Below are 23,286 nucleotides of genomic sequence, written 5' to 3'. Positions count from 1 at the left end.
ACAGCATGAATGTTTCCATGTGGAATTTCATTGATTGTGCGCAACTCGACTGGCGGCGGGCCAAAGAATAATGGGCTTCCCATCGATCCAGGACGCATTTCATGAAAGACCTGCTCATTCATTACGAACGCAATCTCGTGTTCCTGAGGCGTTATGGCAAGGAATTCTCGGCCCGCTTCCCCCGTGTCGCTAGTGCCCTTCGCATGGACGGTGGAGATCCGCAAGGCGAACGTGTGCTGGAGGGCACGGCCCTGCTGGCGGCGCGCATCGACAAGCGGTTCGAGGACGGCTATACGCAATTTACCGAGGGACTGCTCGAAGCGTTGTATCCGCACTCCCTGAGGCCGTTCCCGTCCTGTACGATCGCGGCTTTCGAGGCGACTGCAGCGAGCGCACCACGCGTGATCCCGCGTGGTACGGAATTGAAAGCAAAGCAGCTGGTGGCTGGCGTGCAATGCCGCTTTCGTACCGCGGCGGACCTTTCGCTTGCGCCGGTTGCCATCGAGGCTGTGTCGTTCGATCCATTCATCAAGGCCCCCGCCGGGACCAGTCTGGCAACGGATGCGACAGCCGCCTTGTCGATGACGATCGCATCGATATCCGAAACGATGCCGTTGCGCGAGCTGCCGCTCGATAAGCTCAGCGTCTTCATCGATGGCGATCCGTCGCTGTATGCGGCCTTGCGTGATGCACTGTTCATTCATGTCAGCGGCGCGTTCGTCGAGTCGGCGGATGGCCGCTGGCAGCCGCTGGCGAGCGTGCCGATAAGCCCTGCGGGTTTCCGCGAAGAAGAGCCGCTGATCCCGTTCGGCAAGCGCTCGCACCCGGCGTGGCGCGTGCTGCTCGAGTACTTCTGTTTCCCCGATAAATTCCGTTTCGTCGATGTCGACCTGGCCGCGCTGCGGCCCTTGCTGCCGGACGGTGCACGCAGCGTGACGCTGCACCTGGCGCTGTCGCGGCTCCGGCCCGATGGTGGTTCCGCGCGAATCCTGCGCACATTGCTGCCTTCGAACTTCAGGCTCGGCTGCGTTCCGGTGATTAATCTGTTCGCGCATCATGCCAGGCCAATCGCCGTCACAGGCACCAAGGCCGACTATCCGCTGGTGCCGGATGCCACCCGCCCGGAAGGGTACGAGGTCTATACCGTCGACCGCGTCTGCAAGCAGATGAAGGGAGGGGAAGGTATCGTCGAATTCACGCGCATGCATGCGCGCCGCAATGGCACGGTCGCCAAGGGACATCACTGGGTAATGCGCCACGACGACATCCTGGCCGAGATCAGCCCGGGTTATGAAAAACGCCTGTCCCTGATCGATGCGGACGTGGCGTTCGAAGAACGCAACACTGTCAGCGTCGATATCACGTGCACGAACCGCGACCTGCCGCTCCAGCTGGCATGTGGCATGGCAAGTGGAGACCTGTCGATGTCCGACACGCCGGATGGAGGACAGATCGGCTTCGTGACCGCTCCCACTCCGGCTTGCCGCTTTCCCACGGGGGAGGCGCAGTGGGACTTGATCGGCTGCCTTTCGTTGAATCACCACGCCCTGATACCGGATGGCCTGAAGGCATTCACCGATCTGCTCAAGCTGCATAACCTGCCGCAATCCTTGGTGGCCGAGCGATTGATTGCCGGCATCGTCGGCCTCGATCACAAGCAGAAGATGGCCTGGATGCCTCATGACTATGGTTCATCGCCGGTCTACGGCATCGAAGTCCATATCACCGTGGAGGAAGAAGCCTTCAGGGGCAGCGGCATTCACCTGTTCGCCCAGGTCATGGACCAGTTCCTGGCGCTGTACGTTCAGGTCAACAGCTTTATCGAACTGGTGCTGCTGTCGCAGCGCGACAAACGGGAGATCCTGCGATGCAAACGGCGCAGCGGATACGCAAGCCCGGCCTGATCGGCCGCCTTTTCAAGGAACCGTGGCGATTCGAGTTCATGCCGGCGGTCACGCTGCTGATCCGCTGGCTCGGTTCGCGCAATGTGCCTCACGATGAAGCGCTCACACAGGCGGTGCGCTTCGAGAATAGCCTTGCACTGGGATTTCCTGCCGCCGAAGTGGAGGCGTTGCGCGAGGTGGAACGCGATGACCAACTGCGGGTCGTGCTCACGCCGACCTGTTTCGGCCTGCTGGGAACGGCGGGCACCTTGCCCTTGCATGACACGGACCGCTGTGCCCATGCAGCCGCGGAAGGCAATCCGGCGCCACGTGCCTACCTCGACATGTACTCGACCCGCATGGTCGCGCAGTTATGGCAGGCGTGGGCAAAGCCCCGGCTCGAACTGGCGCCAGTGGCCGAGGGCCGCGACGCGTCGGGCCGCATGCTGAGAAACCTTGCCGGAAAGTGGGATGTGAAAAGCGAGGTCACCCCGTGGTATGCCGGATTGCTGCGCGCCCGCCCGGTCTCCGCCGCCGCGCTTCAACAAATTATCGCCTGCGAACTGGATCTCCCGGTAGTCGTCGACTCGCTTGCGGGTTTCTGGGCGGTCATTCCTCCCGAGCAGCAGTTCATCCTGGGCGATGAGCGCTGCCAGCTCGGGGATGTCGTGCTGGGAACGGAAATATGGGACGTGAAACGGCGCCTGCGCATCGTCATCGGTCCGCTTTCCCGGCCGGATTTCTATCGCATGTTGCCGGAAGGCCCGGGCGCCAGGTTGCTGCACGACCTGCTCATCCTCGCCACCCCCGAGGTGGTGCTCGAATTCGAAGTCTGCCTGCTGCCGGGGCCTGATTGCATCCGTCCGTGGACGCTCTCGGACGACCCGGAAGAGATGTGCCGGCTCGGCGAAGACACCTTCCTGCTCGGTGAACCCGAAACGCGCCCTGAAATCCGCTACCTGCTGCAACTCGAACCGAGAGGAGTCATTTCATGTCACTGAATGATGCCGGTCTTCCGCGCCCCGCCATCGTCCGCGTGCTGGAGCAGAGGGGCCGCCTGCTGCGGTCGCACTTTCCACGTAACGATGGGCCCAATGCGACGCTGGTCGTCAACACGCTGCAGGCGCAGGAGGAACTGTCGCGCGGGTTCCGCTTCGATGTCGAACTGCTGTCCGACGATGCCTCGATCCCGTTGAAGGAGATGATCGGCAAGATGATGACGGTGTCGCTGGTGCGCGACAACGGTACCGAGCGCCACTTCAATGGCTACGTCACCGAATTCCGCCTGATGAAGACCGACGGCGGCTTCGTGTACTACAACGCGGTACTCGAACCGTGGCTGGCATTCACAAAGCTGCGCAAGAACTGCAAGGCATTCAAGGGCAGCACCGTGCTGGAGATGACGGAGAAAATCTTCTCTCACTACCAGCAGCGCGACTGGAAAGTCAGCATGAATACTGCGGCGCCGACCATCTCGTACCAGGCCCAGTACAACGAAACCGACGACAATCACCTGCACCGGCGCTGGGAAGCCGCCGGCTTCTATTACTGGTATGAGCACCGCCCGGATGGCCACACGCTATGGCTGTCGGACGACAGCACACTGGCCGATCCTATCGATGCCTGCGGCACGCGCGAGGTCGCGCCAGGCACGATGCCATACCGCGCCGATGCCGGATCGCTTGAACATGATGGCATCAGCCAGTGGCAGGCCGTGCGCCGCATGGGATCGGGCGCGACTGCGCTCGCCAGCTTCGACTACAAAAGGCCGGCACCGTTCGTGTCCGGCCGTGAGTCCGAAAATCATCAGGGCGATGAGGTGCCGCCGTACGAGCTGTATGAAAACCTTGGCGAATACGGCTATCCGGAAGGCCGCGAGGGCGAGGCACTGGCGCGGCGGCGGATGGAGGAGGCGGACAAAAGCACGCAATATTTTGAAGCCGTCGGGAACGACCGCGCCGCAATGCCGGGCCGCAGCTTCGCGCTGGCGGATCACCACAGTGGCAAAATGATCTGGCCGGTGCGGAATGTGGCACTGCACGATCCCATCGGCAAGCGTGACTACCTGATCACCGTGGTCCGCCACTGGGCCGGCAACAACATCCACTCCGCCAAGCGCGAGCCATCGTACTACCGCAATGAGTTTACCTGCCTGCGCCGGACGATCCGGTGGCGGCCAGGTCTTCACTACAACAGCAGCCCGCCACCGGCGCCGGGTGTGCAGACGGCCATCGTTACCGGCCCGCCGGGAGAAGAGATTTATACCGATGGCTACGGCCGCGTAAAGGTCCAGTTCCATTGGGATCGCGAAGGCAAGAACGATGACAACAGTTCGGCATGGGTGCGCGTGGCGATGCCGATGGCGGGCGGGCAGTTTGGACAGATCGGCGTGCCGCGGGTGGGGCAGGAGGTCGTGGTGCAGTTCCTGGGCGAGAACCCGGATCGGCCGATCATCACCGGCGTTGTCTACAACGAGCGGCAGAAGGCACCTTGGGAATTGCCGGGCCAGCGTGCGCTGTCCGGCCTGCGGTCGAAGGAGATCGCGGGATCTCGTGCAAATCAGCTGGTGCTCGATGACACGAAGGGCGAGATACAGGCGCAATTGCGTAGCGATCATTTGAATAGTCAGCTGTCGCTGGGGAGGATTCATCGGATTGACGGAAATCCCGGACATGCGGAAAAGCGCGGCGACGGTTTTGAGCTGCGTACGGACGGCCACGGTGTTGCGCGTGCTGGGCAGGGGTTGTTGCTAACGACCGAAGCGCAACCGGGTGGGACAGGCGGCATGAAGGCTATTGCGGCGACCGCGATGCGATTGTCACAGGCCCACGGACAGCACGACTCGATGGCGGAACTGGCCCATCAGCATGACGCAAGAGACCCTGGAGTCCAAGCCAGCACTGTAAAGGCATTGTCGAACCTGAACGCGAGTATTAAAGGCCGCGGCGGCGAACTTTCCGAGTTAGCCGCACCACACGTCGTGTTGTCCAGTGCCGCAGGAATCGCAGCCACTGCCACCCAGTCGGTGCACATAGCGGGTGGCGAGCACGTAGCAGTGACGGCAGGAGCGAACCTTTCGGTCGCAACGCAAGGCGGACTGTTCGCCAGCATCCGCCAAGGAGTGCGGATGTTCGTGCACAAGGTTGGGATGAAGCTGATTGCCGCGTCTGGCGATGTGGATGTGCAGGCACTGACGAACAGTATCAATTTGCTGGCAAAGCTGAATATCACGCTGAATGCAGAGCGGATCATGATCACGGCGAAGGAGGAAATCCTGCTGAATAGTGGCGGGAGCTATTTCATGCTGTCTGGGAGAGGAATAGAACAAGGGACGAATGGGAATATCGTATTCCATGGGGCTGCGCACAAATTTCTGGGGCCAAAAAACGCAGACATAGCAACCTCAATGCCTCCGCAGGAGATGATGAAAGGAAAAGGAATACTCAATCTTGGTAGTCATTACTCTGCAGCAGGGGCGGCGTCTGCAGGCGTGCCTTTTCGCCTTTATAAAAACGGAGACTTAGCCCAGGAGGGAAAAATCGATAACCTTGGAAACATAAAATTCGATCATGAAGTAGATGCAGGTGCAGAATATACTCTGGAGTTACCTCATGGCCAAAAACATGTAATTTCCTTTTCTGAGCTGTTGGATAAAGAGTCTATATCTTCTTCTGGCGGATCACTTTTTGAAAGTTTTGGTGGAATGCATGGGGCGAAGTAGCTACGCGCACTAAATAGCGAGGAATAATATGAATGGTATGCATGAGAATGCGTCGCTTTATGTGGCAAAAAGGCAATATCGACATTCTTCTGGACCTTATGAGTGTTTGTGGAAGCATTGGTGGGTAAAAAGCTTAAAGCACAAGGTATTTATACCACGGAACAAGTGCGAACTTGAAGTCCTGAACTGCGGCGAAGATGTTTTTGGACGAATCGAAAAGGATGTGGAAAATGCGCGAAGAACTGTGGATATTATAACTTGGGGATTCGATCCGGGAATGGTGTTAACCCGAAATGGCTCATCCGGGAATGGAATGCGATATGGTGAGATCCTGAAAAGGATCGCTACGCGAGAAAAGGATCCAGTATTGGTTCGTATTCTGGTTTGGCATGACGATGTTTTTGCGCATTTAAAAATGAAGAATATTCCAAGCTATTATGGTGGTCGATTCCCCACTATAGGCGTATGTGCGGGATATCTGAGTGACGAGCATGAGAAATATAATACCAAATGGTTCAGTGAGATTTTGCAGGGAGAGTATCCAAATATCCGTTTCCATGTTAGGGAAGTGGCCCTTGAGCACAGAAAGGAAGCCCTTTCAACAGAAAATTATGATATTGGCATAAGTGGGTGGCTTGGCTCGCTTTATCCTACGCATCATCAAAAAATGATGCTGATCGATTACGAATTGCCATCACGCGCCGTTGGGTATGTTATGGGTCATAATTCCATAACTGACTTTTGGGATACTGCTGCACACGTGTTTCGCGATCCGCGGCGCGAGACCTTCTACAAAAGGAATCCAAAGGAAATGACGAAGGATATGGCATCCTGGATTGATGAGGTAGGCTATTACCTCCATGGCGGGGTCTTTATGGGTGAAAAGCCGTACTCATCTCGGCAGCAGCAGAGGTTGAGCGAATTTATGGAAGTGAATGCGTTAACCGCCAAACCTTACCAAGATGTATCAGTAAGAGTGCGAGGACCTATCCTTTATGACTTGAATTTCAATTTTTGTGAGGGGTGGAGTGAATCAGAGTTCATCAAATCCCGGATTCGGCATGCTGTTGCAATCGTTGAAAATGCACTTCCACCGCTCGTCCGTACTCTAGTGAAATCCCTTCCGGACTCAAGGCGGCATGGTACGAAATTGGAACGACATGTCTATCCGGATCCGGATCCAGGCTTTATTAAGCGGCGAGCGCGATTGGACGCTTCAGCTTTCTCAATCGAATGGGGAAAGCATAGCGCGCAACTGTTGCGCACTCAGCCAATGCACAAGGAAAAGGGAATAAAAGAGTGCTATGCGAACCTTACGCGGCAGGTTGAGAATTATTTCTTTCTACAAAACCAATATATTCAATATGAAGAATGGACTGCCTACCTCAAAGAGTGTGCTGCGAGGCTAAGGGAAGCTGGATATGTTAAGCCTATCAATGTATTCATTTTGACATCTACGCCGGAGTCAGACGGCATGGATATTCCAACTTACGCGGTTGCAAAGGAAATCGGGCAGAGTGGAACAATGGTTTATGAACACGAAGAGGCGAAAAAGCTGGCCAAGCAAGGCAAAGCTCCGCTACCTCTTGGTCCAGCGGAATTAAGCAGGTTCGGCATAAATGTTGTAATGGGGTCAATGTGGACTTGTGCACCGAAGCCCAGATCTCCAGATGACTATGAAGAAGTCTATATCCACGCGAAAGTTGCGATAGTCGATGACGTTGCATTTACCATCGGCTCGGCTAATCTTAATGTCCGTAGTATGGCACTCGATAGTGAGCTTAATATTCTGAGCCAAGCAATGGATGTAGCGTTAGATTTGCGGAGGAAGCTATTTCTGCAATGCACAAACAATGAGGGACCGGCCGCGTTTGCCGATATGTCGGGAAGCCTGCAGGAATGGCAAGATATAGCGGAAAACAATTTGGCAGCCATGCGAGACGGCTTGCCGCTGACTTGTCAACTGGTGGCATTTCATGTTAATAGAAAGCCTTCTGCTCCGGTTATGTAATCTATGAATATCCTACGATTCCGAAACTTCATGCTTGTGTTCGTAGTACTATCTGCTTTTGTATATATATTTATAAATTATAGGGAATATTTCGAAATGGAACAAAACCCTTTGAAAATGAAAGAATTCAATATTGACGATTCTCCGCCGAAGTGTGCGCAATGGAGGAATCATATGCCAAAGATTCGGGATCAAGATACATATAAACTATATTATCAAGCGCGAAAACTATGGCGTAGCAAGATTGAGTGGCAGTTCACAAAGGATGAGTTGCATAGCATATTTCGAGACGTAGACCTTGCCGCAAAGCGCGGCGATTGGGGCGCTCGTGCATTGTTAGCGAAATTCTATAGAGAGGGACTTGGCCCTCTTGATGCCAACCATATACTTGACTCGCAGCCAGAAAAGTCTATCGAACTTGTAAAGATGGCGGTCGAGGCCGGCCAGCCATGGGGGTATTATGACCTCGGCGTGGCTCATGAATATGGTTACGGTGGTGTTTCGCATGATAAAGGACTGGCATGGGTTTATTATTTAAAAGCAGCAGAGCTCGGTCATCCTGATGCACAGATGGCACTTGCTGAAGCGTATAAAGAACGAAAGCGTTGGGATGATGAGAAAAAAATGCTGATCTGCGCTTACCAACAACAGCACGGCCCTGCTGCTTATCGTTTGGGAACATACGCCAATATCCACAAGAATTTCAGCGAAGCCATCGAATTCTACCAGCAGGGTACAAAGTTCGGCAGCCGTCAATGCGCCTTTGCACTCGTGATTCTATTTAAGCTAGAAAGCTGGCATCGGAAGACTAAGGAGGAGAGAGATTTGCTCATGGAAATTGGAATCCATGCAGACGACGCACGAGCAAATCGATACAGAGTTTTATCGGAATTGTTGGAGGTAAATCCTGATTTAAGGTTTGGGCGTTTGGATAACGTTCTGCCACTTCCTCCATCAGAATTGCCAGATTGGGGTGGGATTGAAAATGCTATGGATCCAGAGCCGAGTGGTCCTATATCGTATTGACGACATCGGATGCATCGCGATGGGAAAGCCTGCCGCATTGAAGGGCGACATGACGTTCTGTCCGCAGTGCAAAGGTGCGTTTGCCATCCAACCCGACGGCAAGGGCGCAAAGCACAAGGGCAAACCCTGCGCATACGATGGAGACATGACCGATTGCGGCGCCAAACTGATCACATCACTGAAATGACCTGTACGAAAAGCAGCCGGTCCGATGCGCTCAAGCGGACCGGCTAAAAACTGCAAAGCTCAATACTCGTCATACTTCCGCGCATCGCCCTTCACGACAGCAGCCGGATACTTTTCCCCATTCAGCCGTAACTTCTCCAGCGCCGCCGCCCGCAAATCCACCCCAGTCGCATCGGCCAACTGCACCAGATACAGCAGCACATCGGCCAGCTCATGCCGAATCCCTTCGCGCTTGCGCTCATCCAGCTCCTCCGGCGAACCAGTGCGCAGCCACTGGAAATGCTCCGCAAGTTCGGCAACTTCTACCGACAAAGCCATGGCCAGATTCTTCGGCGTGTGAAACTGCTGCCAATCCCGCTCCGCCGCGAACGCGCGGGTCAGCTCGCGCAATTCGATTAGGGTGTCGACGGAAGGAGAAGGCGCAGCGGAAGCCGGCCCAGGAGGAACAGACGAAACGCTCACACTACGACCTTTTGCATGAACACGGACAAGGGATCCTCCGGATACTCCCCAAAAGCCCCGCGGTACTTATAGCCCATACGCTCATACAGCGCCAAGGCTTCCGGCATCGTCGGCCCTGTCTCCAGCATGAACACCGAGCACCCGCGCGCGGCAGCTGCCTCCTCGAGCGTGGCAATCAGCTTGCGCGCCAACCCCTGCCCACGCGCCGCTGGCCGCACATACATCCGTTTGATCTCCCCATATTCCGGCATCACGACGACAGCCGCGCAGCCCAGCGCGGTACCGGAAAGATCGCGCGCCACGGCAAACACCACGTTCGGTTCCAATAGCGAAGCGATGTCCAGCGCATAGACATTCTCGGGCGGGTACAGCGAATACAGGTAGGCATCCAGTTCGGCGATCAGCGCGTGCACGTCCGGCTGGTCCGGGGTTTCAAAGGTGACTTGCATGGACAATTCGGGGATATTTGGGGGATTCGGGAATGTTATCATTCCGCGCCGCCCGCTCGGTGGTCGACTGGGGGCACCACATCTCACAAGGATAACGATGAAACCGCTTTTAACGAAAGCCGTCGCCCTGACTTTTGGCTCGACCATTCTCGGTTCCTCGCTGCTGCTGGCAACGCCCGCCGTGCTGGCCGCCAGCGCGCCCCGCGCCGAAAAGGAATGGCTGTCGCAAGCCGATGCCGAAGCACGGTCCGCGCGCGTGTCGAATGTCGCTTACCAGCTCGACTTCACGCTGACGGGCAAGGAAACCTTCGCCAACACGACCACGCTGAATTTCGATCTCGCCGATGCCTCTTCGCCGCTGACGATCGACTTGAACAAGGCCACCGTCAAATCGCTGACCGTCAACGGCAAGTCGGTCACGCCGCAGTACAACAACTGGTTCCTCACGCTCGCCGCCGCCGACCTGAAACAGGGCCGCAACACCGTCGTGGTCAGCTTCGAGCGCCTGCACAGCACCAATGGCGAAGGCCTGCACCGCATGGTCGATCCGGTCGATGGTCGCGTCTACACCTACTCGCATTTCGAGCCCGCCGCCGCGCAACAGATGTTCGCGCTGTTCGACCAGCCGGACCTGAAGGCCACCTACCAGGTCAACGTCACCGCACCGGCCGATTGGGTGGTGGTGTCCACCATGCGCGAATCGAAGGTGGAGGATGCGGCCGGCGGCAAGCGCTGGACGTTCCCCGTCTCGAAGAAGCTGTCGCCCTATAATTTCTCGCTGCATGCCGGCCCTTATAAAATCTGGGAAGACAACAGCGCCAAATACCCGATGCGCCTGTTTGCGCGCCAGTCCGTGGCGGCGCAGGTCGATCCGAAGGACTGGTTCACGTTCACGAAGCAGGGCCTGGCGTTCTTCGACGAATATTTCGGCATCCCGTACCAGTTCGAAAAGTATGACCAGCTGCTGGTGCCGGACTTCCTGTACGGTGCGATGGAAAACGCCGGCGCCATCACGTTCGCCGAAAAGGGCTTCCTGCACAAGGACAAGATGACCACCGACCAGCGCTACTCGCTGGCCTCCGTCATCATGCACGAGATGGCGCACCAGTGGTTCGGCGATCTCGTCACCATGAAATGGTGGAACGGCCTGTGGCTGAACGAAAGCTTCGCATCGTTCATGGGCACGCTGGGCACCGCCGAATCCACCGAATTCAAGAACGCCTGGCAGTACTTTTACGCGCGCGGCAAGACCGCCGCCTACCGGCAGGATCAGTCGCTCGGCACGCATCCGATCGAAGTGCCGGTGGCCACCAGCGCGAACGCGTTCGACAATATCGACGCGATCACGTACTCGAAGGGCGCGTCCACGCTGAAGCAGTTGCGCCACCTGCTGGGCGAGGAAACCTTCCGGCGCGGCGTGCATAACTACCTCGTCAAGTATCAGTACCGGAACGCGAAGCTCGACGACTTCATCGGCAGCCTGGGCGAAGCCGCCGGCCGCGACCTGTCGCAGTGGACGCAGGACTGGCTGTACCAGCCGGGCGTGAACACCGTCACCGCCAATTACACCTGCAAGGGCGGCAAGATCGATGCCTTCAGCCTGGCGCAAACCGCGCCAGCGGAGTACCCGGTGCTGCGCGAGCAGCGCGTGCAGGTGGCGCTGTTCCGCAACCAGGGCAAGGCGCTGAACCTGGACCGCAAGCTTGCCGTGACCTACAAGGGCGGCAGCACCCCGGTGCCGGAACTGCAGGGCGCGGCGTGTCCCGACCTGGTCTACCCGAACTACGAAGACTGGGGCTACGCCAAGGTCAAGCTGGACACGCGCTCGTTCGGAACCGCGCGTTCGCATGTCAGCAAGGTGGACGAGCCGCTGCTGCGCGCCATGCTCTGGCAAAGCATGTGGGATGGCGTGCGCGACGGCGAGCTGCCGCTGAATGAATTCATGCAGACGGCCCTGAACAACGCGCCGCGCGAGACCGACTACGCGCTGCTCGGCAACGTGCTCGATAACGTGCGCTCGGGCCTCGGCTACCTGCAGAAGATGGCGCCGGACGCCGCGTACACCGGCAAGACCGTGCAGGCGCTGGAGAACATGGCATGGCAGGGCATCACGGCGGCGAAGGACGAGAACTTCCGCCGCCGCTGGCTTGCCACCTACGTGGACTTCGCCGGCAGCAAGCCGGCACTGGACCGCCTTGCCGGCCTGCTGCAGGGCCGTGGCGTGCCGAAAGGCGTCACCGTCAACCAGGACGTGCGCTGGGCGATCGTCAAGCAGCTCTCCGAGCAGGACTATCCGGGTGCGGACAAGCTGCTGGCCGCCGAAGCCGCGCGCGACAAGTCCGATTCCGGCCAGGCCGCCGCGCTGGCGGCGCAGGTGGTGCGGCCCGACCCGTCCGTGAAAGCGGACTGGCTGGCAAAGATCGGCGACTTGCAGACCAAGCTGCCGTTCTCGCGCATCCGCACGGCGATGGCGAACCTGTATCCGTCCGCGCAAGCCTCGCTCAACGAGCAAAGCGCCGCGCAGCGGCTGTCGCAACTGCCCGAACTGGACAAGACCGCCGGCCCGGTCTTCATGCGCAGCTTTGCCGAGTCGATGATCCCGGCCACCTGCACGCCGCAAAGTGTGCAGCGGCTGGCGGATGCCGCCGCCCAGCAGAAAGAGCTGACGGCCGGCACCCGCCGCGCGCTGCTGGAAACGCAGCAGGAGGATGCGCGCTGCGTGGCGATCCGCAAGGCGATGACGGTGCCGCTGGGCTGAGTCATCCGGTCCCCGCAGAAACGCCGGCGCAAGCCGGCGTTTTTATTGATCGGTAGTGAATTGCATGTTTGACGGCACTCGCCGGGCAGCGTATTTTTCTTATCTTCGGACTTACTTTCACATACGCCTGTCATTTTCCGCTGTCACCATTCGAACGAATGGCGAGCGCAGCAGTGACTCGCTGGTTGCCGGCATTCGCCACCACTTCCACCCGCCTGTTCATTCCCTTCCACAACGGCCGGGTTACACCAAGAAATCGCCGCACTGGCAGCGGAAGGGATCATCTGAAAGGGGAAGGCCATGAACATCTACCAGGCAATCTGGGATGCGGACCAGGCCGGCAGCGGCATCAAGCCGCTGCTTGCCACGTCCAATGACGCAGGGCAGAAAGAACACGGATTCATCCGCGTTCTGACGAAGACCGAAACGCTGCGCGACCCGAACATCCTGTTCGATCTCGCGCTGCCGCCGCACAAGCGCACCACGTATGACCTGGCCCACGCGCTGTTCGACAACTACGCGCTGGACGAGCAGCATGGCGAGGCCGAAACGCCCGAGGAAAGGGAAGAGATCCACGACCTGCTGGACGCCGTCGTCGACAGCTCGCCGATGCTGGTGGCCCGCCAGTACGTGGAAGAAGCCACCGGCACCTCGGTCAGCAGCGCGCGCTGGTATGCCACCCTGCTGGAGATGTGGTTCCGCACGTTCGGCGCCGGCGGCGACCCGGCGCTGTCCGGCTTCGAACACGTGTTCGTGGGCGAGCAGCAGGGGCCGAAAGTGCAGGGCTACCACTTCTGGTACAAGTACTACCTGGACGATGGCATGGCGCAGCGCGAAGGCATCCGCGCCGCATTTCCCGGGTTGGACGACGACCGCATCGTCTACCTGCGCGGCCAGTACAAGGATGGCCAGGAGCAGTTCCCGGAGTCCGTCACGATCTCGTACAAATGGATGGCGCCCGACTACGATGCCCAGGTGCTGCGCCCGCTGACGAAGCCGACCGGCGGCTTCTTCGTCGGCTGCAGCGTGGAAGGGCTGATGGCGCTGGGTACCGTGCGCGCCCACCTCGGCGCCCGCGCGCCGAAGGAGGCCGTGATCAACGGCGCGCGCTATGAACTGAAGGTGTTCCGCAGCGAGAACAACCAGCACATCCGCACGTTCTATCCGATCTACCTGGGCCCGGCCGGGGACGTCACGCCGCCGGACGGCCCGCTGCCGGACCCGGTTGAACCCGGCAGGCTGCGCATCCTTGCTGCGCTGGTCAATCCGGCTGGGGATGACACCGGTGGCGAGCGCGTCATGCTGGCCAATGGCGGCGCGCAAGCCGTCTCGCTGGCTGGCTTCGTGCTGCGCGACGTGAACCGGAACCACCTGGCCGTGCCGGACGCATCCGGCACGATCCCCGCCCACGGCGCCGTCACGGTCAGCCTGCCGAAAGGTTCGATGCAACTGTCGAACAAGGGCGGCGAAATCACGCTGCTCACGCCGGACGGCAAGGTGGCGCACCGGGTCAGCTACTCGAAGGCCCAGGCACGGCGTGAAGGCGAGATGATCTACTTCTGAAAGGCAAAACCGGTGACAGGCTCCAGTTCCTTTGAAACATTTCAAAAGATTAGGTGCCTGTCACCGGTTTTCGGGGCGCGCTACAATGCCGGCTTCACCGGAGCCCCACATGACCTACGAAGAATACCTGGACGAAGTCACCACGCTGATCTTCGAGAAATACGACATTCCCGAGAACGAAGCCGTCAAGATCGTCATGGCTGCGCAAGACAAGGAGTTCTTCGTGCCGCACGACAAGAGCGCCAAGCTGCGCAATGTCGACCAGGCGCACAAGGATGCGAAGACGCTGTTCGAAGCCGCCAGCGTCAAGGCGGCAGCCAAGCCCGCAGCCAAGCCCGCAGCCAAGCCTGCAGCCAGGCCCGCAACCCAATCCGCAGCCAAGCCGGCAGCAAGGCCCGCGGCAAAGGGGCCGGCAAAGCCCGTGAAATAAGGCGCTACCCGGCGTTCACCCAGCCGCGGCGCGCCATCCCGCCAGCCCGCCGATCGCCTCTTCCTTCGCCTTGGCCTCGATCTCGATCCATGGCGCGCGGGCATACGATGACGGCATCGTCGTGATCAGGTCCGAATGCTGCCGGTCGTTGAACGCGGTGCGGCCGTTGGAGATATGCACCAGCTGGTGCTCGGGCACGGCCCAGGTGGCGCGTGCCTTGTCCAGCATCTCGCCCACGCTCGGGTCGTCGTAGCTGTCGAGTTTTTCATGCACGATGTGGTGGTGGGCATCGAACACCATCGGCACGCCGCTGCGCAGGCAGATGGCGTGGATCTCGCTGGCACTGTAGGCGTACTCGTCGTTTTCCAGCCCCAGCCGGCAGCGGATCGCGTCCGGCAGGCGGGCGATGTTGGCCACCAGCGCATCGTCGCGGTTGGCCTTGCCGCCATGGATTTCCAGCAGTGCCCATGGCGTGCGCGGTTGCGCCAGCAAATCCATGATGTCCGCATGCATCTGCAGGATCTTCACGCTGTTCTCGACCACGCCGGCCGAGTCGGAGCTCAGCACCACGAACTGGTCCGGGTGCATCACCAGGCGGATGCCCCGTTCCAGGGCCCGCGCTCCGGTGCGCGCCAGCGTTGCCGCGAACGGCGCCAGCACTTCGCGCCCGATATCCTCGTCCGAGAACGGAAAAATGGATGAAGGCATGCGGTACAGCCGGATGCCTTCCGCCTCGCAGTAGCGCAGCGCATTGTCCAGGACCTGGATATTGCTGCGGTACAGCTCGTCGAGCAGCTTGCGCTGGCCTTCGGGCGAATGCTCCAGCAGCCGCTTGCGCGTGACCGTGCGGTACCGCACGGCGGATGACACGGTGATGCAGACGAGGCCGAGGTGTGGAGGCATGCCGGAACGCGAGTGGGATGGAAGTTCCGGATTCTAGCCCGGCCCATGCGGCGCGCGGCGCCACACAGCATGTAACGTGCGAGAAATGCGTGACAATCCATGGTCAAATGCCTGTCCTGTTCAAGCGGAGGATTTCATCATGGCGGACGACTTCAAGGCGGGCGACAAGGTGCAGTGGGAATCATCGCAGGGTACCGTGCATGGCACGGTCAAGAAAAAACTCACATCCCCCACCGACATCAAGGGCCACCACGTCGCGGCGTCGAAGGAAAACCCGGAATATCTCGTCGTCAGCGATAAAACGGGCGCCGAAGCGGCACATAAAGGCAGTGCACTGAAAAAAGCCTGAGAATAACAACGGCGAGCAACGGCGGCGCTTCCGAATTTGCGACCTGCCGCGCGGTTCTTGTGTAAGGTGGTGCCTAACGCCACGACGGACATCACGGACCATGACCAGCGAAGCGCCGCTTTACAGAAACCATGCATTGTTGCTGTCACAGAGCTACTTCATCAAGGACAACAAGGCCGAGCTGCTGCTGCATGCGCACAAGTACGACTTCGACATCGCTTTCTTCAGCGAAGTCAGCGATTTTGCGCAGGCCGTCGAAGCCAGCAGCGGCAACAGCCTGTTCGTGATCGATCTCGATGCGCTGCTGCACATGCAGGCCGATATGCAGTCGGCCCGCAAGACACTGCTGCTCAGTGAATTGCTGGCGCGGCTGCCGGCCGGCCACAGCTATGTCTACCTGCAGTCGGCGCGCCAGGGCGGCCGCTTCCTGCTGCAGCAGCGCCTGGTGGACAGCGACTGCCTGGCCTACGCGGAGAAGCCGATCGCCAACGACGTGCTGGTCGACAAGCTGTTCAACCTGTTCGTGCAGAAGAAGCGCGGCGACCTGGTGCGCCTGATCTTCCTGGGCGATGCGGCGCACGTCGATGCGGCGGCGTTGCTGGCACAGCGTGTCGAGCTGGTTCGCTACGACGATGCCCACACGCTGCACCTGCGCGTCAAGGAATCCCAGCCGGACATGGTGCTGATCGCCGATGTGGAATACGAGGGCACCGAGGCGATCGTGCGCGTGCTGAAGAAAAATATCGAGGCGGACCCGGTGCGCGAAATCATGATGCTGCAGCGCCGTGTCGACGTGGACCTGACGCGCAAAGCGCTGGCCAGCGGTTTCGACGCCATCATTCCCCTGATCACGCCCGAACTGCTGACGGCGCAGCTGGTGAACCGTGCCAACAAGATCCGCGTCAGCAAGGACCTGATCGGCAAGGACCGCGCCACCGGGCTGCTGAACAAGGTGGGCCTGCAAAAGAAAACCCAGGAGCTGATCTGCGACGCCGGCCGCGAAAAGCGGCCGCTGGCGCTCGGCGTGGTCGACATCGACAAGTTCAAGACCATCAACGACACCTGGGGCCACTACTTCGGCGACATCGTCATCAAGCGGCTGTCGCTGACGCTGTCGTCGCATGTCGGCGAGCACGACCTGCTGAGCCGATTCGGCGGCGAGGAATTCGTCATCGTGTTCTGGGATTGCGCGCTCGAGGAGGGCGCGCGCAGGCTCGATGCGATGCGGCTGGCATTCGGCGCGATCCCGTTCGAGGTCACGCCGGGCACCGTGCGCCACTTCTCGTTCAGCGGCGGCGTGGCGGCCTACCCTGAATACAAGACCGGCAATGAACTGTTCCTGCGTGCCGATGCGATGCTGTATGAAGCAAAACAGGCCGGGCGCAACCAGATCCGCATTGCACCACAGGCCACATGACTGCGTTGCATTCGTCTCGCCGTACTGAAGTACTGTCTTCGACGATGCGCCTTGTCCTGCGGCCTGTGCGAGAAGCGCCGGGCGGTGTTCAACCCTCGATCAGGATCGCCCGGAAATCGTTGACATTGGTGAGCGTGGGGCCGCACACCACCGAATCGTCCAGTGCCTGGAAGAAGCCGTGGCCATCGTTGCCGGCCAGGCTGTCGCGCGGGCGGATGCCCAGTTGCCGGGCCCGTTCCAGCGTATCCGGGCCGGCGTAGGCGCCGGCGATTTCCTCCTGCCCGTCGACGCCGTCGGTATCGCAGGCCATCGCATGCACGCCTGCGTGCCCGTTCAGCGCCACCGCGAGGGACAGCAGGAATTCCACATTGCGCCCGCCGCGGCCGTTGCCGCGCACCGTCACCGTGGTCTCGCCGCCTGACAGCAGGATGCATGGCGCCGTGAACGGCTGCCCGCGCGCGGCCACCTGCCGGGCAATCCCCGACAACACGATACCCACCTCGCGTGCCTCGCCCTCGATGCCGTCGCCCAGGATATGCGCCGGCACGCCGGCGCCGGCGGCCACGGCGGCGGCAGCTTCCAGCGCCATCTGCGGCGTGGCGATGAAGCGGATCTCGTTGCCCGCCAGGCGCGGGTCGCCCGGCTTCACGGATTCGCCGCGGCCGCTTTCCAGTACCGCGCGGACATGGGCCGGCACCTCGATGCCGTAGCGGCGCAGCACGGCCAACGCATCGTCGCAGGTGGTCGCATCGGCGCAGGTAGGGCCGCTGGCGATGTCCACCGGGTCGTCGCCCGGGACGTCGGAAATCAGCAGCGTCAGCACGCGCGCCGGGTGGCATGCCGCCGCCAGCCGGCCGCCCTTGATGGCGGACAGGTGGCGCCGCACGCAGTTCATCTCGCTGATCGTGGCGCCGCTGGCCAGCAGTGCGCTGTTCAGGTGCTGCTTGTCGGCCAGCGCCAGGCCTTGTGCCGGCAGCGGCAGCAGGGCGGAACCGCCGCCCGAGATCAGGCAGATCACCAGGTCGTCGGGCGTCAGGCCCGCCACGAAGTCCAGCATGCGTCGCGCGGCGGCGAGGCCGGCTTCGTCCGGCACCGGGTGGGCCGCTTCGACGATCTCGATGCGCTCGCACGGCACGGCATAGCCGTAGCGCGTGACGACCAGGCCGGTGAGGTCGCCCGGCCAGTGGCGCTCCAGCACGCGTGCCATCTCGGCCGATGCCTTGCCGGCGCCGATCACCAGCGTGCGCCCGCGCGGCGGCGGCGGCAGGTGCGGCGGCAGGCACAGCGCCGGCTGCGCGGCCGCCACCGCCGCATCGAACATCGCGCGCAGCAGCTCGCGAGGTTTCACGGTTTGCGTCGATGTCGGCTGCATCATTCTTTTACCGTGTCGCCGATCTGGAAATTGGCCAGAGTTTCCAGCGCGCGCACCAGTGCCGAATGATCCCATGCCGCGCCACCGTGGGCGGCGCAGGCGCTGAACAGCTGCTGCGCCGTGGCGGTATTGGGCAGCGACAGGCCCAGCTGGCGCGCGCTGGCCAGCGCCAGGTTCAGGTCCTTCTGGTGCAGCTCGATGCGAAAGCCCGGATCGAAGGTGCGCTTGACCATCCGGTCGCCGTGCACTTCCAGCACGCGCGAGGCGGCAAAGCCACCCATCAAGGCCTCGCGCACCTTGCCGGCATCGGCACCCATGCGGGCGGCGAACAGCAGCGCCTCGCCCACCGCTTCGATGTTGAGCGCCACGATGATCTGGTTGGCCACCTTGGTGGTCTGGCCGTCGCCGTTGCCGCCCACCAGGGTGATGTTCTTGCCCATCAGTTCGAATAACGGCCTGACCCTGGCAAAAGCTTCGGGCGTGCCGCCCACCATGATCGTCAGGCTGCCGGCGCGGGCGCCCACTTCGCCGCCCGAAACCGGCGCATCGAGGTAGTCGCAATCGAGGGTGTTGATGCGGGCCGCGAACTGCTTGGTCTCGATCGGCGAGATCGAGCTCATGTCGACCACCACCTTGCCCGCCGACAGGCCCTCGGCCACGCCGCTTTCGCCGAACAGCACGGCCGCCACGTGCGGCGTATCCGGCACCATCACGATCACGATCTCCGCATCCTGCGCCACCGCGCGGCCGGAGTCGCGCACCTGGGCGCCCCCGTCCAGCAATTCGGCCGGAATCGGTTTGACGTCATGCACGAACAGTTCATGGCCGCCGCGCAGCAGGTGGCCCGCCATCGGCGTACCCATGATGCCCAGGCCGATGAATCCGATTTTGCTCATAGTGTCTTTTCCTCGTATTGAAATGATTGGTCAGGCAACGTTCTTGAATTTGGCGGCCAGCTGTTCGGCGCCGCGCGCCAGCAGGCCCGTATCGCTGCCGACGGCGATGAAGTCCACGCCCTGTTCGATCCAGCGCCGCGCCAGTTTTTCATCCGACGCCAGGATGCCGGCCGGGACGCCGGTGGCGCGGATGCGCGCCAGGGCATCGTCGATCGCGGCGACGACGTCCGGATGGCCGATCTGGCCGATGTGGCCCATGCTGGCCGCCAGGTCACCGGGGCCGATGAAGATGCCGTCCACGCCATCCACCGCGGCGATCGCTTCGATATTGGCCAGTGCGGTCGGCGTCTCCACCTGCAGCAGCACGCACAGCTGCGCTTCGCAGGCGTGCGGGTAGTCCTTGATGCGGCCGAAGTCCGAGGCGCGGGCCGCGGCGGCATAGCCGCGCACGCCCAGCGGCGGATAGCGGGTGGCGGCTACCGCATTGCGCGCTTCGTCGGCGTTTTCCACGAACGGGATCAGCAGCGTTTGCGCGCCGATGTCGAGCAGGCGCTTGATGACCACGGTGTCGTTCCACGTCGGCCGCACGATCGGGTGGGTGGCGCCGCGTGCCACCGCCTGCAACTGCGCGTGCACCATCGGCAGCTCGTTCGGCGAATGCTCGGTATCGATCAGCAGCCAGTCGAAGCCGGCGTTGGCCAGTACTTCCACCGTCACATGGCTCGACAGGCCGGACCACAGGCCAAGCTGCATCTGGCGATTGAGCAAGGCTTGCTTGAAAGGATTCACAGGCACATTCATGTCTTCCTCCATAAAATGTTATATGACGTCGTACAACCCAGCAATGGATTGCCGGCTTTCCGGAGTCATCTATAAGACATAAGATACTTAAGAAACAAAGGTTAAGCGAAATTTCAGTACTAAAATGTAGTGCGCATGTGCAACATAGAAAGCAAGATACCACGTATTTGTACGACGTCATACAACTTATTTTTTAATTAATTTGATCTGCCTCAACATTGGGCCGTGCGTTTTCTGTCTTAAGATCCGCTTCACCTGGCCGGCGCATGGTCGCCACTTTCGGCATACTTCATCCGTTGTGATCACGTTGTCACCCATTTCCTGCCCGGTTCCCTCATGCGCATCCTGCTGGCCGAAGACGACATTTCCCTTGGCGACACCATCCAGGCCTGGCTGCGCCTGGACCAGCATGCCGTCGACTGGGTGCAGCGCGGCGACTCCGCGCACACCGCGCTGATGACCCACCGCTACGACTGCGTGCTGCTCGATCGCGGCCTGCCCGGCCTGTCCGGCGATACGCTGCTGGCGCAACTGCGCGCGGAAGGCAATCGCGTGCCGGTGATCCTGATCACCGCTTTCAATGCACTGGCGGACCGGGTGGAAGGGCTGGACCTGGGCGCCGACGACTACCTCGTCAAGCCGTTCGAGCTGGAAGAAATGTCGGCCCGCATCCGCGCCGCGGTGCGCCGCGGCGCGGACCAGGCCAGCAATGCACTGGTCCATGGCGACATCTCCCTGAATCTCGACACCCGGCAAGCCACGCTGGCCGGCCAGCCGGTGGCGCTGACGGCGCGCGAATACCACGTGCTGTATGCACTGCTGCTGCGCAAAAACAGCATCGTCACCCGCGCGCAGATCGAGGAAACGCTGTATGGCTGGGGCGATGAAGTGGAAAGCAATGCCATCGAGGTCTACATCTACAACCTGCGCAGGAAGCTGGGCAGCGACAGCATCGTGACCGTGCGCGGCCTGGGCTACCGCCTGAAGAGCGATGGCGACTGACAGCGCCGCGCCAGGGCGGCGGGAACAGGGACCGTGGTCATTGCGGCGGCGCCTGCTGGCCGCCATCGTGGTGGCCAGCACCGTGCTGTGGCTGGCCAGCCTGGGCATCGTTACCGTGATCGCCTGGCAGGAGACCAATGGCGTGTTCGACGATGCGCTGGAGGAATCCGGCTACATGCTGATGGCCGCCACCACCGACTGGGACGAGCGCGGCCTGCTGGCGCTGGCGCGGCCCGGCAGCGCGCAGGACCGCAAGGTGGACATGCAATACCAGCTCGTCGTCGCCGGCCGCGTGATCCAGCGCACCGGCGGCGCGCCGGCACGGCCGTTCGTGGCCGGCTTCGACGACGACGATGGTTTTGCCGACGTCGACGTGGACAAGCGGCGCTGGCGCGTTTTCGTGGTGCGCGACAAGGAGCGCAATGTCGAGGTACAGGTCGGCCAGAAACATTCCAAGCGATTCGACATCCTGGAGGAACTGGCCGATCATCTGTGGTTGCCGGTGCTGGGCTTCCTGGCGCTGCTGGCGCTGGTGTGCTGGCTGCTCACGGGCCGCGTGCTGCAGCCGCTGCGCCGCACCGCCTCGGCCATCGCCGCCAAGACGCCGGACGACCTGGCGCAGGTGCCGCTCGCGGGCCAGCCCAGGGAACTGCTGCCGATCGTGCAGGCGCTGAACGGCGTGCTGGCGCGGCTGGACGCGGCGCTGCAGGCCGAGCGCCGCTTCACGGCGGATGCCGCGCACGAACTGCGCACGCCGCTGGCCGGCCTGCACATGCACGTGCAGCTGCTGCAGCGGCAGCATCCCGATCTCGCCGGCCCGTTCCGCAAGCTGCGCGACGATATCGGCCGCGTGACGGCGCTGGTCGACAGCCTGCTGGCGCTGGCCCGCATGGACCCGCTGTCGCGCGAGCAGCTCGATCGCGAAACGGTGGCACTGGCACCGCTGCTGGAGCGGGTGCGTGCCGCGCATGCGCAGGAGGCTGCGCAACGTGGCATCGCGCTTACCGTGCGCTGCGAACCGGATGCGGTGGACGCCAACCCGCACATGCTGGAAATCGCGCTGCGCAACCTGGTCGACAACGCGCTGCGCTACTGCCCGGACGGCAGCCGCATCGACATCGAAGCGTCGCGCATCGAAAGGCATGCGCGCCTCACGGTGCGCGACGACGGCCCGGGCGTCGACCCGGCCGCCATGGCACGCCTGACGGAGCGCTTCTTCCGCGTGCTGGGGCAGGGGCAGGGTGGCAGCGGGCTGGGGCTGTCGATCGTGCAGCGGATCGTCGAGCTGCATGGCGGCAAGCTGGCCTTCGGCCCCGGGCTCGATGGGCGCGGCTTGGGTGCGACAGTGGAACTGCCGGTTCCTTAAGATTCCATTCATGTCCGCTCGGTGTAATGCGTCCATGCCCGCCGCCCATTCGAGTCACCAGCGGCGGCTCACTCAACCAATCGGAGGACCGACCATGAAACGCTTCATCCAACTTTCCTGCATCACCGTCGTGCTGGCCGCGTCGGCCGTCGCCGTTGCCCAGACGGGCGGCTACAGCGGCCCGTCCGCCGCCGCGGCGCCGGCCACGGCCGCCAAGGCCGCTCCCGGCGGCTATACCGGCCCGTCGAGCGTGCCGCTGATGACGGCGAAGGACCTGCTGGCCAACGGCAAGGACGACCAGAAAGTGCGCCTGAAAGGCAAGCTGCTGAGCCACAAGGGGGACGAGGAATACGAGTTCGCCGACGCCAGCGGCAAGATTACCGTGGAAATCGACGACAAGCGCTTCCCGGCCGGCGTCAAGGTCGACCACACCACCGAGGTGGAACTGTACGGCGAATTCGACAAGGACATGATCGGCGAATCGAAGCTGGACGTGGACCAGATGAAGGTCGTCGGCAAGTAATCGGGCAAGGGCGCCAACCGGTGAGGCATGCTGGTGTCGGACACCGGCTCTTCGGACACCGGTTTTGACGCGGACCTGGCCGCCAGCCCCTTGCCCGGCGCCGGCAAGGGCGCCAACCGGTATCATCACCATGAAAGGCCGCACCCGCGCGGCCACGCTACCGGAGAT

The 23,286-nt window shown here is 61.4% G+C and carries 20 protein-coding genes; 14 read left to right on the top strand and 6 right to left on the bottom strand.

The annotated features are described in order from the left end of the window. Positions 1-101: 101 nt before the first annotated feature. Genes tssF through ACY34H_RS05485 form a run of 6 tightly spaced genes read left to right on the top strand, consistent with a single transcriptional unit; the run spans position 102 to position 8,828 of the window. Positions 102-1,904 carry a type VI secretion system baseplate subunit TssF gene (gene tssF / locus ACY34H_RS05510; RefSeq protein ID WP_464976486.1) on the top strand — a complete coding sequence of 601 codons (1,803 nt, stop codon included), beginning with the start codon at positions 102-104 and terminating at the stop codon, positions 1,902-1,904. Then, positions 1,868-2,884 (top strand): type VI secretion system baseplate subunit TssG, encoded by a 1,017-nt coding sequence (gene tssG, locus ACY34H_RS05505; RefSeq protein ID WP_464976485.1) that lies wholly within the window; start codon positions 1,868-1,870, stop codon positions 2,882-2,884. Before tssF ends, tssG begins: the two co-directional genes overlap by 37 nt. Continuing rightward, positions 2,875-5,604: a type VI secretion system Vgr family protein gene (locus ACY34H_RS05500; protein ID WP_464976484.1), complete on the top strand. Its 2,730-nt coding sequence runs from the start codon at positions 2,875-2,877 to the stop codon at positions 5,602-5,604. Before tssG ends, ACY34H_RS05500 begins: the two co-directional genes overlap by 10 nt. A gap of 28 nt (positions 5,605-5,632) precedes the next feature. After that, positions 5,633-7,615, top strand: a complete 1,983-nt coding sequence (locus ACY34H_RS05495; RefSeq protein WP_464976483.1) for a phospholipase D-like domain-containing protein — start codon at positions 5,633-5,635, stop codon at positions 7,613-7,615. Positions 7,616-7,645: 30 nt separating this feature from the next. Continuing rightward, on the top strand, positions 7,646-8,641 hold the full coding sequence (locus tag ACY34H_RS05490) for a tetratricopeptide repeat protein (protein WP_464976482.1): 996 nt from the start codon (positions 7,646-7,648) through the stop codon (positions 8,639-8,641). A 19-nt stretch (positions 8,642-8,660) separates the two neighbouring features. Continuing rightward, positions 8,661-8,828, top strand: a complete 168-nt coding sequence (locus tag ACY34H_RS05485; protein WP_464976481.1) for a PAAR domain-containing protein — start codon at positions 8,661-8,663, stop codon at positions 8,826-8,828. Between the two features lie 59 nt (positions 8,829-8,887). On the opposite strand, the gene ACY34H_RS05480 is transcribed toward ACY34H_RS05485, so the two are convergent. Both ACY34H_RS05480 and ACY34H_RS05475 read right to left on the bottom strand, forming a co-directional pair. Further along, positions 8,888-9,217: a nucleotide pyrophosphohydrolase gene (locus tag ACY34H_RS05480; protein WP_464976480.1), complete on the bottom strand. Its 330-nt coding sequence runs from the start codon at positions 9,215-9,217 to the stop codon at positions 8,888-8,890. Between the two features lie 68 nt (positions 9,218-9,285). After that, positions 9,286-9,738 (bottom strand): GNAT family N-acetyltransferase, encoded by a 453-nt coding sequence (locus tag ACY34H_RS05475; RefSeq protein ID WP_464976479.1) that lies wholly within the window; start codon positions 9,736-9,738, stop codon positions 9,286-9,288. A gap of 97 nt (positions 9,739-9,835) precedes the next feature. Between ACY34H_RS05475 and pepN the strand changes: the two genes are divergently transcribed. The 3 genes from pepN to ACY34H_RS05460 all read left to right on the top strand — a co-directional run bounded on the left by pepN (position 9,836) and on the right by ACY34H_RS05460 (position 14,489). Next, a complete protein-coding gene (pepN, locus tag ACY34H_RS05470) occupies positions 9,836-12,496 on the top strand; it encodes an aminopeptidase N (RefSeq protein ID WP_464976478.1) in 2,661 nt (886 codons plus the stop codon). 300 nt (positions 12,497-12,796) lie between these two features. Then, a complete protein-coding gene (locus ACY34H_RS05465) occupies positions 12,797-14,059 on the top strand; it encodes a hypothetical protein (RefSeq protein ID WP_464976477.1) in 1,263 nt (420 codons plus the stop codon). Between the two features lie 109 nt (positions 14,060-14,168). Beyond that, positions 14,169-14,489 carry a hypothetical protein gene (locus ACY34H_RS05460; RefSeq protein WP_464976476.1) on the top strand — a complete coding sequence of 107 codons (321 nt, stop codon included), beginning with the start codon at positions 14,169-14,171 and terminating at the stop codon, positions 14,487-14,489. 15 nt (positions 14,490-14,504) lie between these two features. On the opposite strand, the gene uvsE is transcribed toward ACY34H_RS05460, so the two are convergent. Further along, positions 14,505-15,392 carry a UV DNA damage repair endonuclease UvsE gene (gene uvsE, locus ACY34H_RS05455; protein ID WP_464976475.1) on the bottom strand — a complete coding sequence of 296 codons (888 nt, stop codon included), beginning with the start codon at positions 15,390-15,392 and terminating at the stop codon, positions 14,505-14,507. Positions 15,393-15,531: 139 nt separating this feature from the next. Here uvsE and ACY34H_RS05450 point away from each other — a divergent pair, with 139 nt between their 5' ends. Then, positions 15,532-15,741 (top strand): hypervirulence associated TUDOR domain-containing protein, encoded by a 210-nt coding sequence (locus ACY34H_RS05450; protein WP_464976474.1) that lies wholly within the window; start codon positions 15,532-15,534, stop codon positions 15,739-15,741. 136 nt (positions 15,742-15,877) lie between these two features. Further along, on the top strand, positions 15,878-17,158 hold the full coding sequence (locus tag ACY34H_RS05445) for a GGDEF domain-containing protein (RefSeq protein ID WP_464976473.1): 1,281 nt from the start codon (positions 15,878-15,880) through the stop codon (positions 17,156-17,158). 88 nt (positions 17,159-17,246) lie between these two features. Here ACY34H_RS05445 and ACY34H_RS05440 read toward each other — a convergent pair whose 3' ends face one another. Genes ACY34H_RS05440 through ACY34H_RS05430 form a run of 3 tightly spaced genes read right to left on the bottom strand, consistent with a single transcriptional unit; the run spans position 17,247 to position 20,227 of the window. Then, positions 17,247-18,533, bottom strand: coding sequence for a glycerate kinase type-2 family protein (locus ACY34H_RS05440; protein WP_464976472.1), 1,287 nt, complete (start codon positions 18,531-18,533; stop codon positions 17,247-17,249). After that, the gene (locus tag ACY34H_RS05435) at positions 18,530-19,426 is read right to left on the bottom strand and encodes a 2-hydroxy-3-oxopropionate reductase (protein ID WP_464976471.1); all 897 of its coding nucleotides are present in this window, start codon (positions 19,424-19,426) and stop codon (positions 18,530-18,532) included. The genes ACY34H_RS05440 and ACY34H_RS05435 overlap by 4 nt, the downstream gene beginning before the upstream one ends. Positions 19,427-19,456: 30 nt before the next feature. Next, the gene (locus ACY34H_RS05430; RefSeq protein ID WP_464976470.1) at positions 19,457-20,227 is read right to left on the bottom strand and encodes an HpcH/HpaI aldolase family protein; all 771 of its coding nucleotides are present in this window, start codon (positions 20,225-20,227) and stop codon (positions 19,457-19,459) included. Positions 20,228-20,563: 336 nt separating this feature from the next. On the opposite strand from ACY34H_RS05430, the gene ACY34H_RS05425 reads away from it, so the two are divergent. The 3 genes from ACY34H_RS05425 (at position 20,564) to ACY34H_RS05415 (ending at position 23,118) form a co-directional block, all read left to right on the top strand. Then, the gene (locus ACY34H_RS05425) at positions 20,564-21,229 is read left to right on the top strand and encodes a response regulator (protein ID WP_464976469.1); all 666 of its coding nucleotides are present in this window, start codon (positions 20,564-20,566) and stop codon (positions 21,227-21,229) included. Beyond that, a complete protein-coding gene (locus tag ACY34H_RS05420) occupies positions 21,219-22,595 on the top strand; it encodes an ATP-binding protein (protein WP_464976468.1) in 1,377 nt (458 codons plus the stop codon). The genes ACY34H_RS05425 and ACY34H_RS05420 overlap by 11 nt, the downstream gene beginning before the upstream one ends. 94 nt (positions 22,596-22,689) lie before the next feature. Next, positions 22,690-23,118, top strand: coding sequence for a YgiW/YdeI family stress tolerance OB fold protein (locus tag ACY34H_RS05415; RefSeq protein WP_464976467.1), 429 nt, complete (start codon positions 22,690-22,692; stop codon positions 23,116-23,118). The last annotated feature ends 168 nt before the right edge of the window (positions 23,119-23,286 follow it).

This window comes from Pseudoduganella sp. jia 9 (genome assembly GCF_055502615.1).
This window is presented reverse-complemented; position numbering and strand designations above follow the sequence as displayed.

Excerpts from the sequence above, each read along its gene's own strand:
- tssF (WP_464976486.1), top strand. The coding sequence starts at position 102 with ATGAAAGACCTGCTCATTCATTACGAACGCAATCTCGTGTTCCTGAGG.
- tssG (WP_464976485.1), top strand. The coding sequence starts at position 1,868 with ATGCAAACGGCGCAGCGGATACGCAAGCCCGGCCTGATCGGCCGCCTT.
- ACY34H_RS05500 (WP_464976484.1), top strand. The coding sequence starts at position 2,875 with ATGTCACTGAATGATGCCGGTCTTCCGCGCCCCGCCATCGTCCGCGTG.
- ACY34H_RS05495 (WP_464976483.1), top strand. The coding sequence starts at position 5,633 with ATGAATGGTATGCATGAGAATGCGTCGCTTTATGTGGCAAAAAGGCAA.
- ACY34H_RS05490 (WP_464976482.1), top strand. The coding sequence starts at position 7,646 with ATGCTTGTGTTCGTAGTACTATCTGCTTTTGTATATATATTTATAAAT.
- ACY34H_RS05485 (WP_464976481.1), top strand. The coding sequence starts at position 8,661 with ATGGGAAAGCCTGCCGCATTGAAGGGCGACATGACGTTCTGTCCGCAG.
- ACY34H_RS05475 (WP_464976479.1), bottom strand. The coding sequence starts at position 9,738 with ATGCAAGTCACCTTTGAAACCCCGGACCAGCCGGACGTGCACGCGCTG.
- pepN (WP_464976478.1), top strand. The coding sequence starts at position 9,836 with ATGAAACCGCTTTTAACGAAAGCCGTCGCCCTGACTTTTGGCTCGACC.
- ACY34H_RS05465 (WP_464976477.1), top strand. The coding sequence starts at position 12,797 with ATGAACATCTACCAGGCAATCTGGGATGCGGACCAGGCCGGCAGCGGC.
- ACY34H_RS05460 (WP_464976476.1), top strand. The coding sequence starts at position 14,169 with ATGACCTACGAAGAATACCTGGACGAAGTCACCACGCTGATCTTCGAG.
- uvsE (WP_464976475.1), bottom strand. The coding sequence starts at position 15,392 with ATGCCTCCACACCTCGGCCTCGTCTGCATCACCGTGTCATCCGCCGTG.
- ACY34H_RS05450 (WP_464976474.1), top strand. The coding sequence starts at position 15,532 with ATGGCGGACGACTTCAAGGCGGGCGACAAGGTGCAGTGGGAATCATCG.
- ACY34H_RS05440 (WP_464976472.1), bottom strand. The coding sequence starts at position 18,533 with ATGATGCAGCCGACATCGACGCAAACCGTGAAACCTCGCGAGCTGCTG.
- ACY34H_RS05435 (WP_464976471.1), bottom strand. The coding sequence starts at position 19,426 with ATGAGCAAAATCGGATTCATCGGCCTGGGCATCATGGGTACGCCGATG.
- ACY34H_RS05430 (WP_464976470.1), bottom strand. The coding sequence starts at position 20,227 with ATGAATGTGCCTGTGAATCCTTTCAAGCAAGCCTTGCTCAATCGCCAG.
- ACY34H_RS05425 (WP_464976469.1), top strand. The coding sequence starts at position 20,564 with ATGCGCATCCTGCTGGCCGAAGACGACATTTCCCTTGGCGACACCATC.
- ACY34H_RS05420 (WP_464976468.1), top strand. The coding sequence starts at position 21,219 with ATGGCGACTGACAGCGCCGCGCCAGGGCGGCGGGAACAGGGACCGTGG.
- ACY34H_RS05415 (WP_464976467.1), top strand. The coding sequence starts at position 22,690 with ATGAAACGCTTCATCCAACTTTCCTGCATCACCGTCGTGCTGGCCGCG.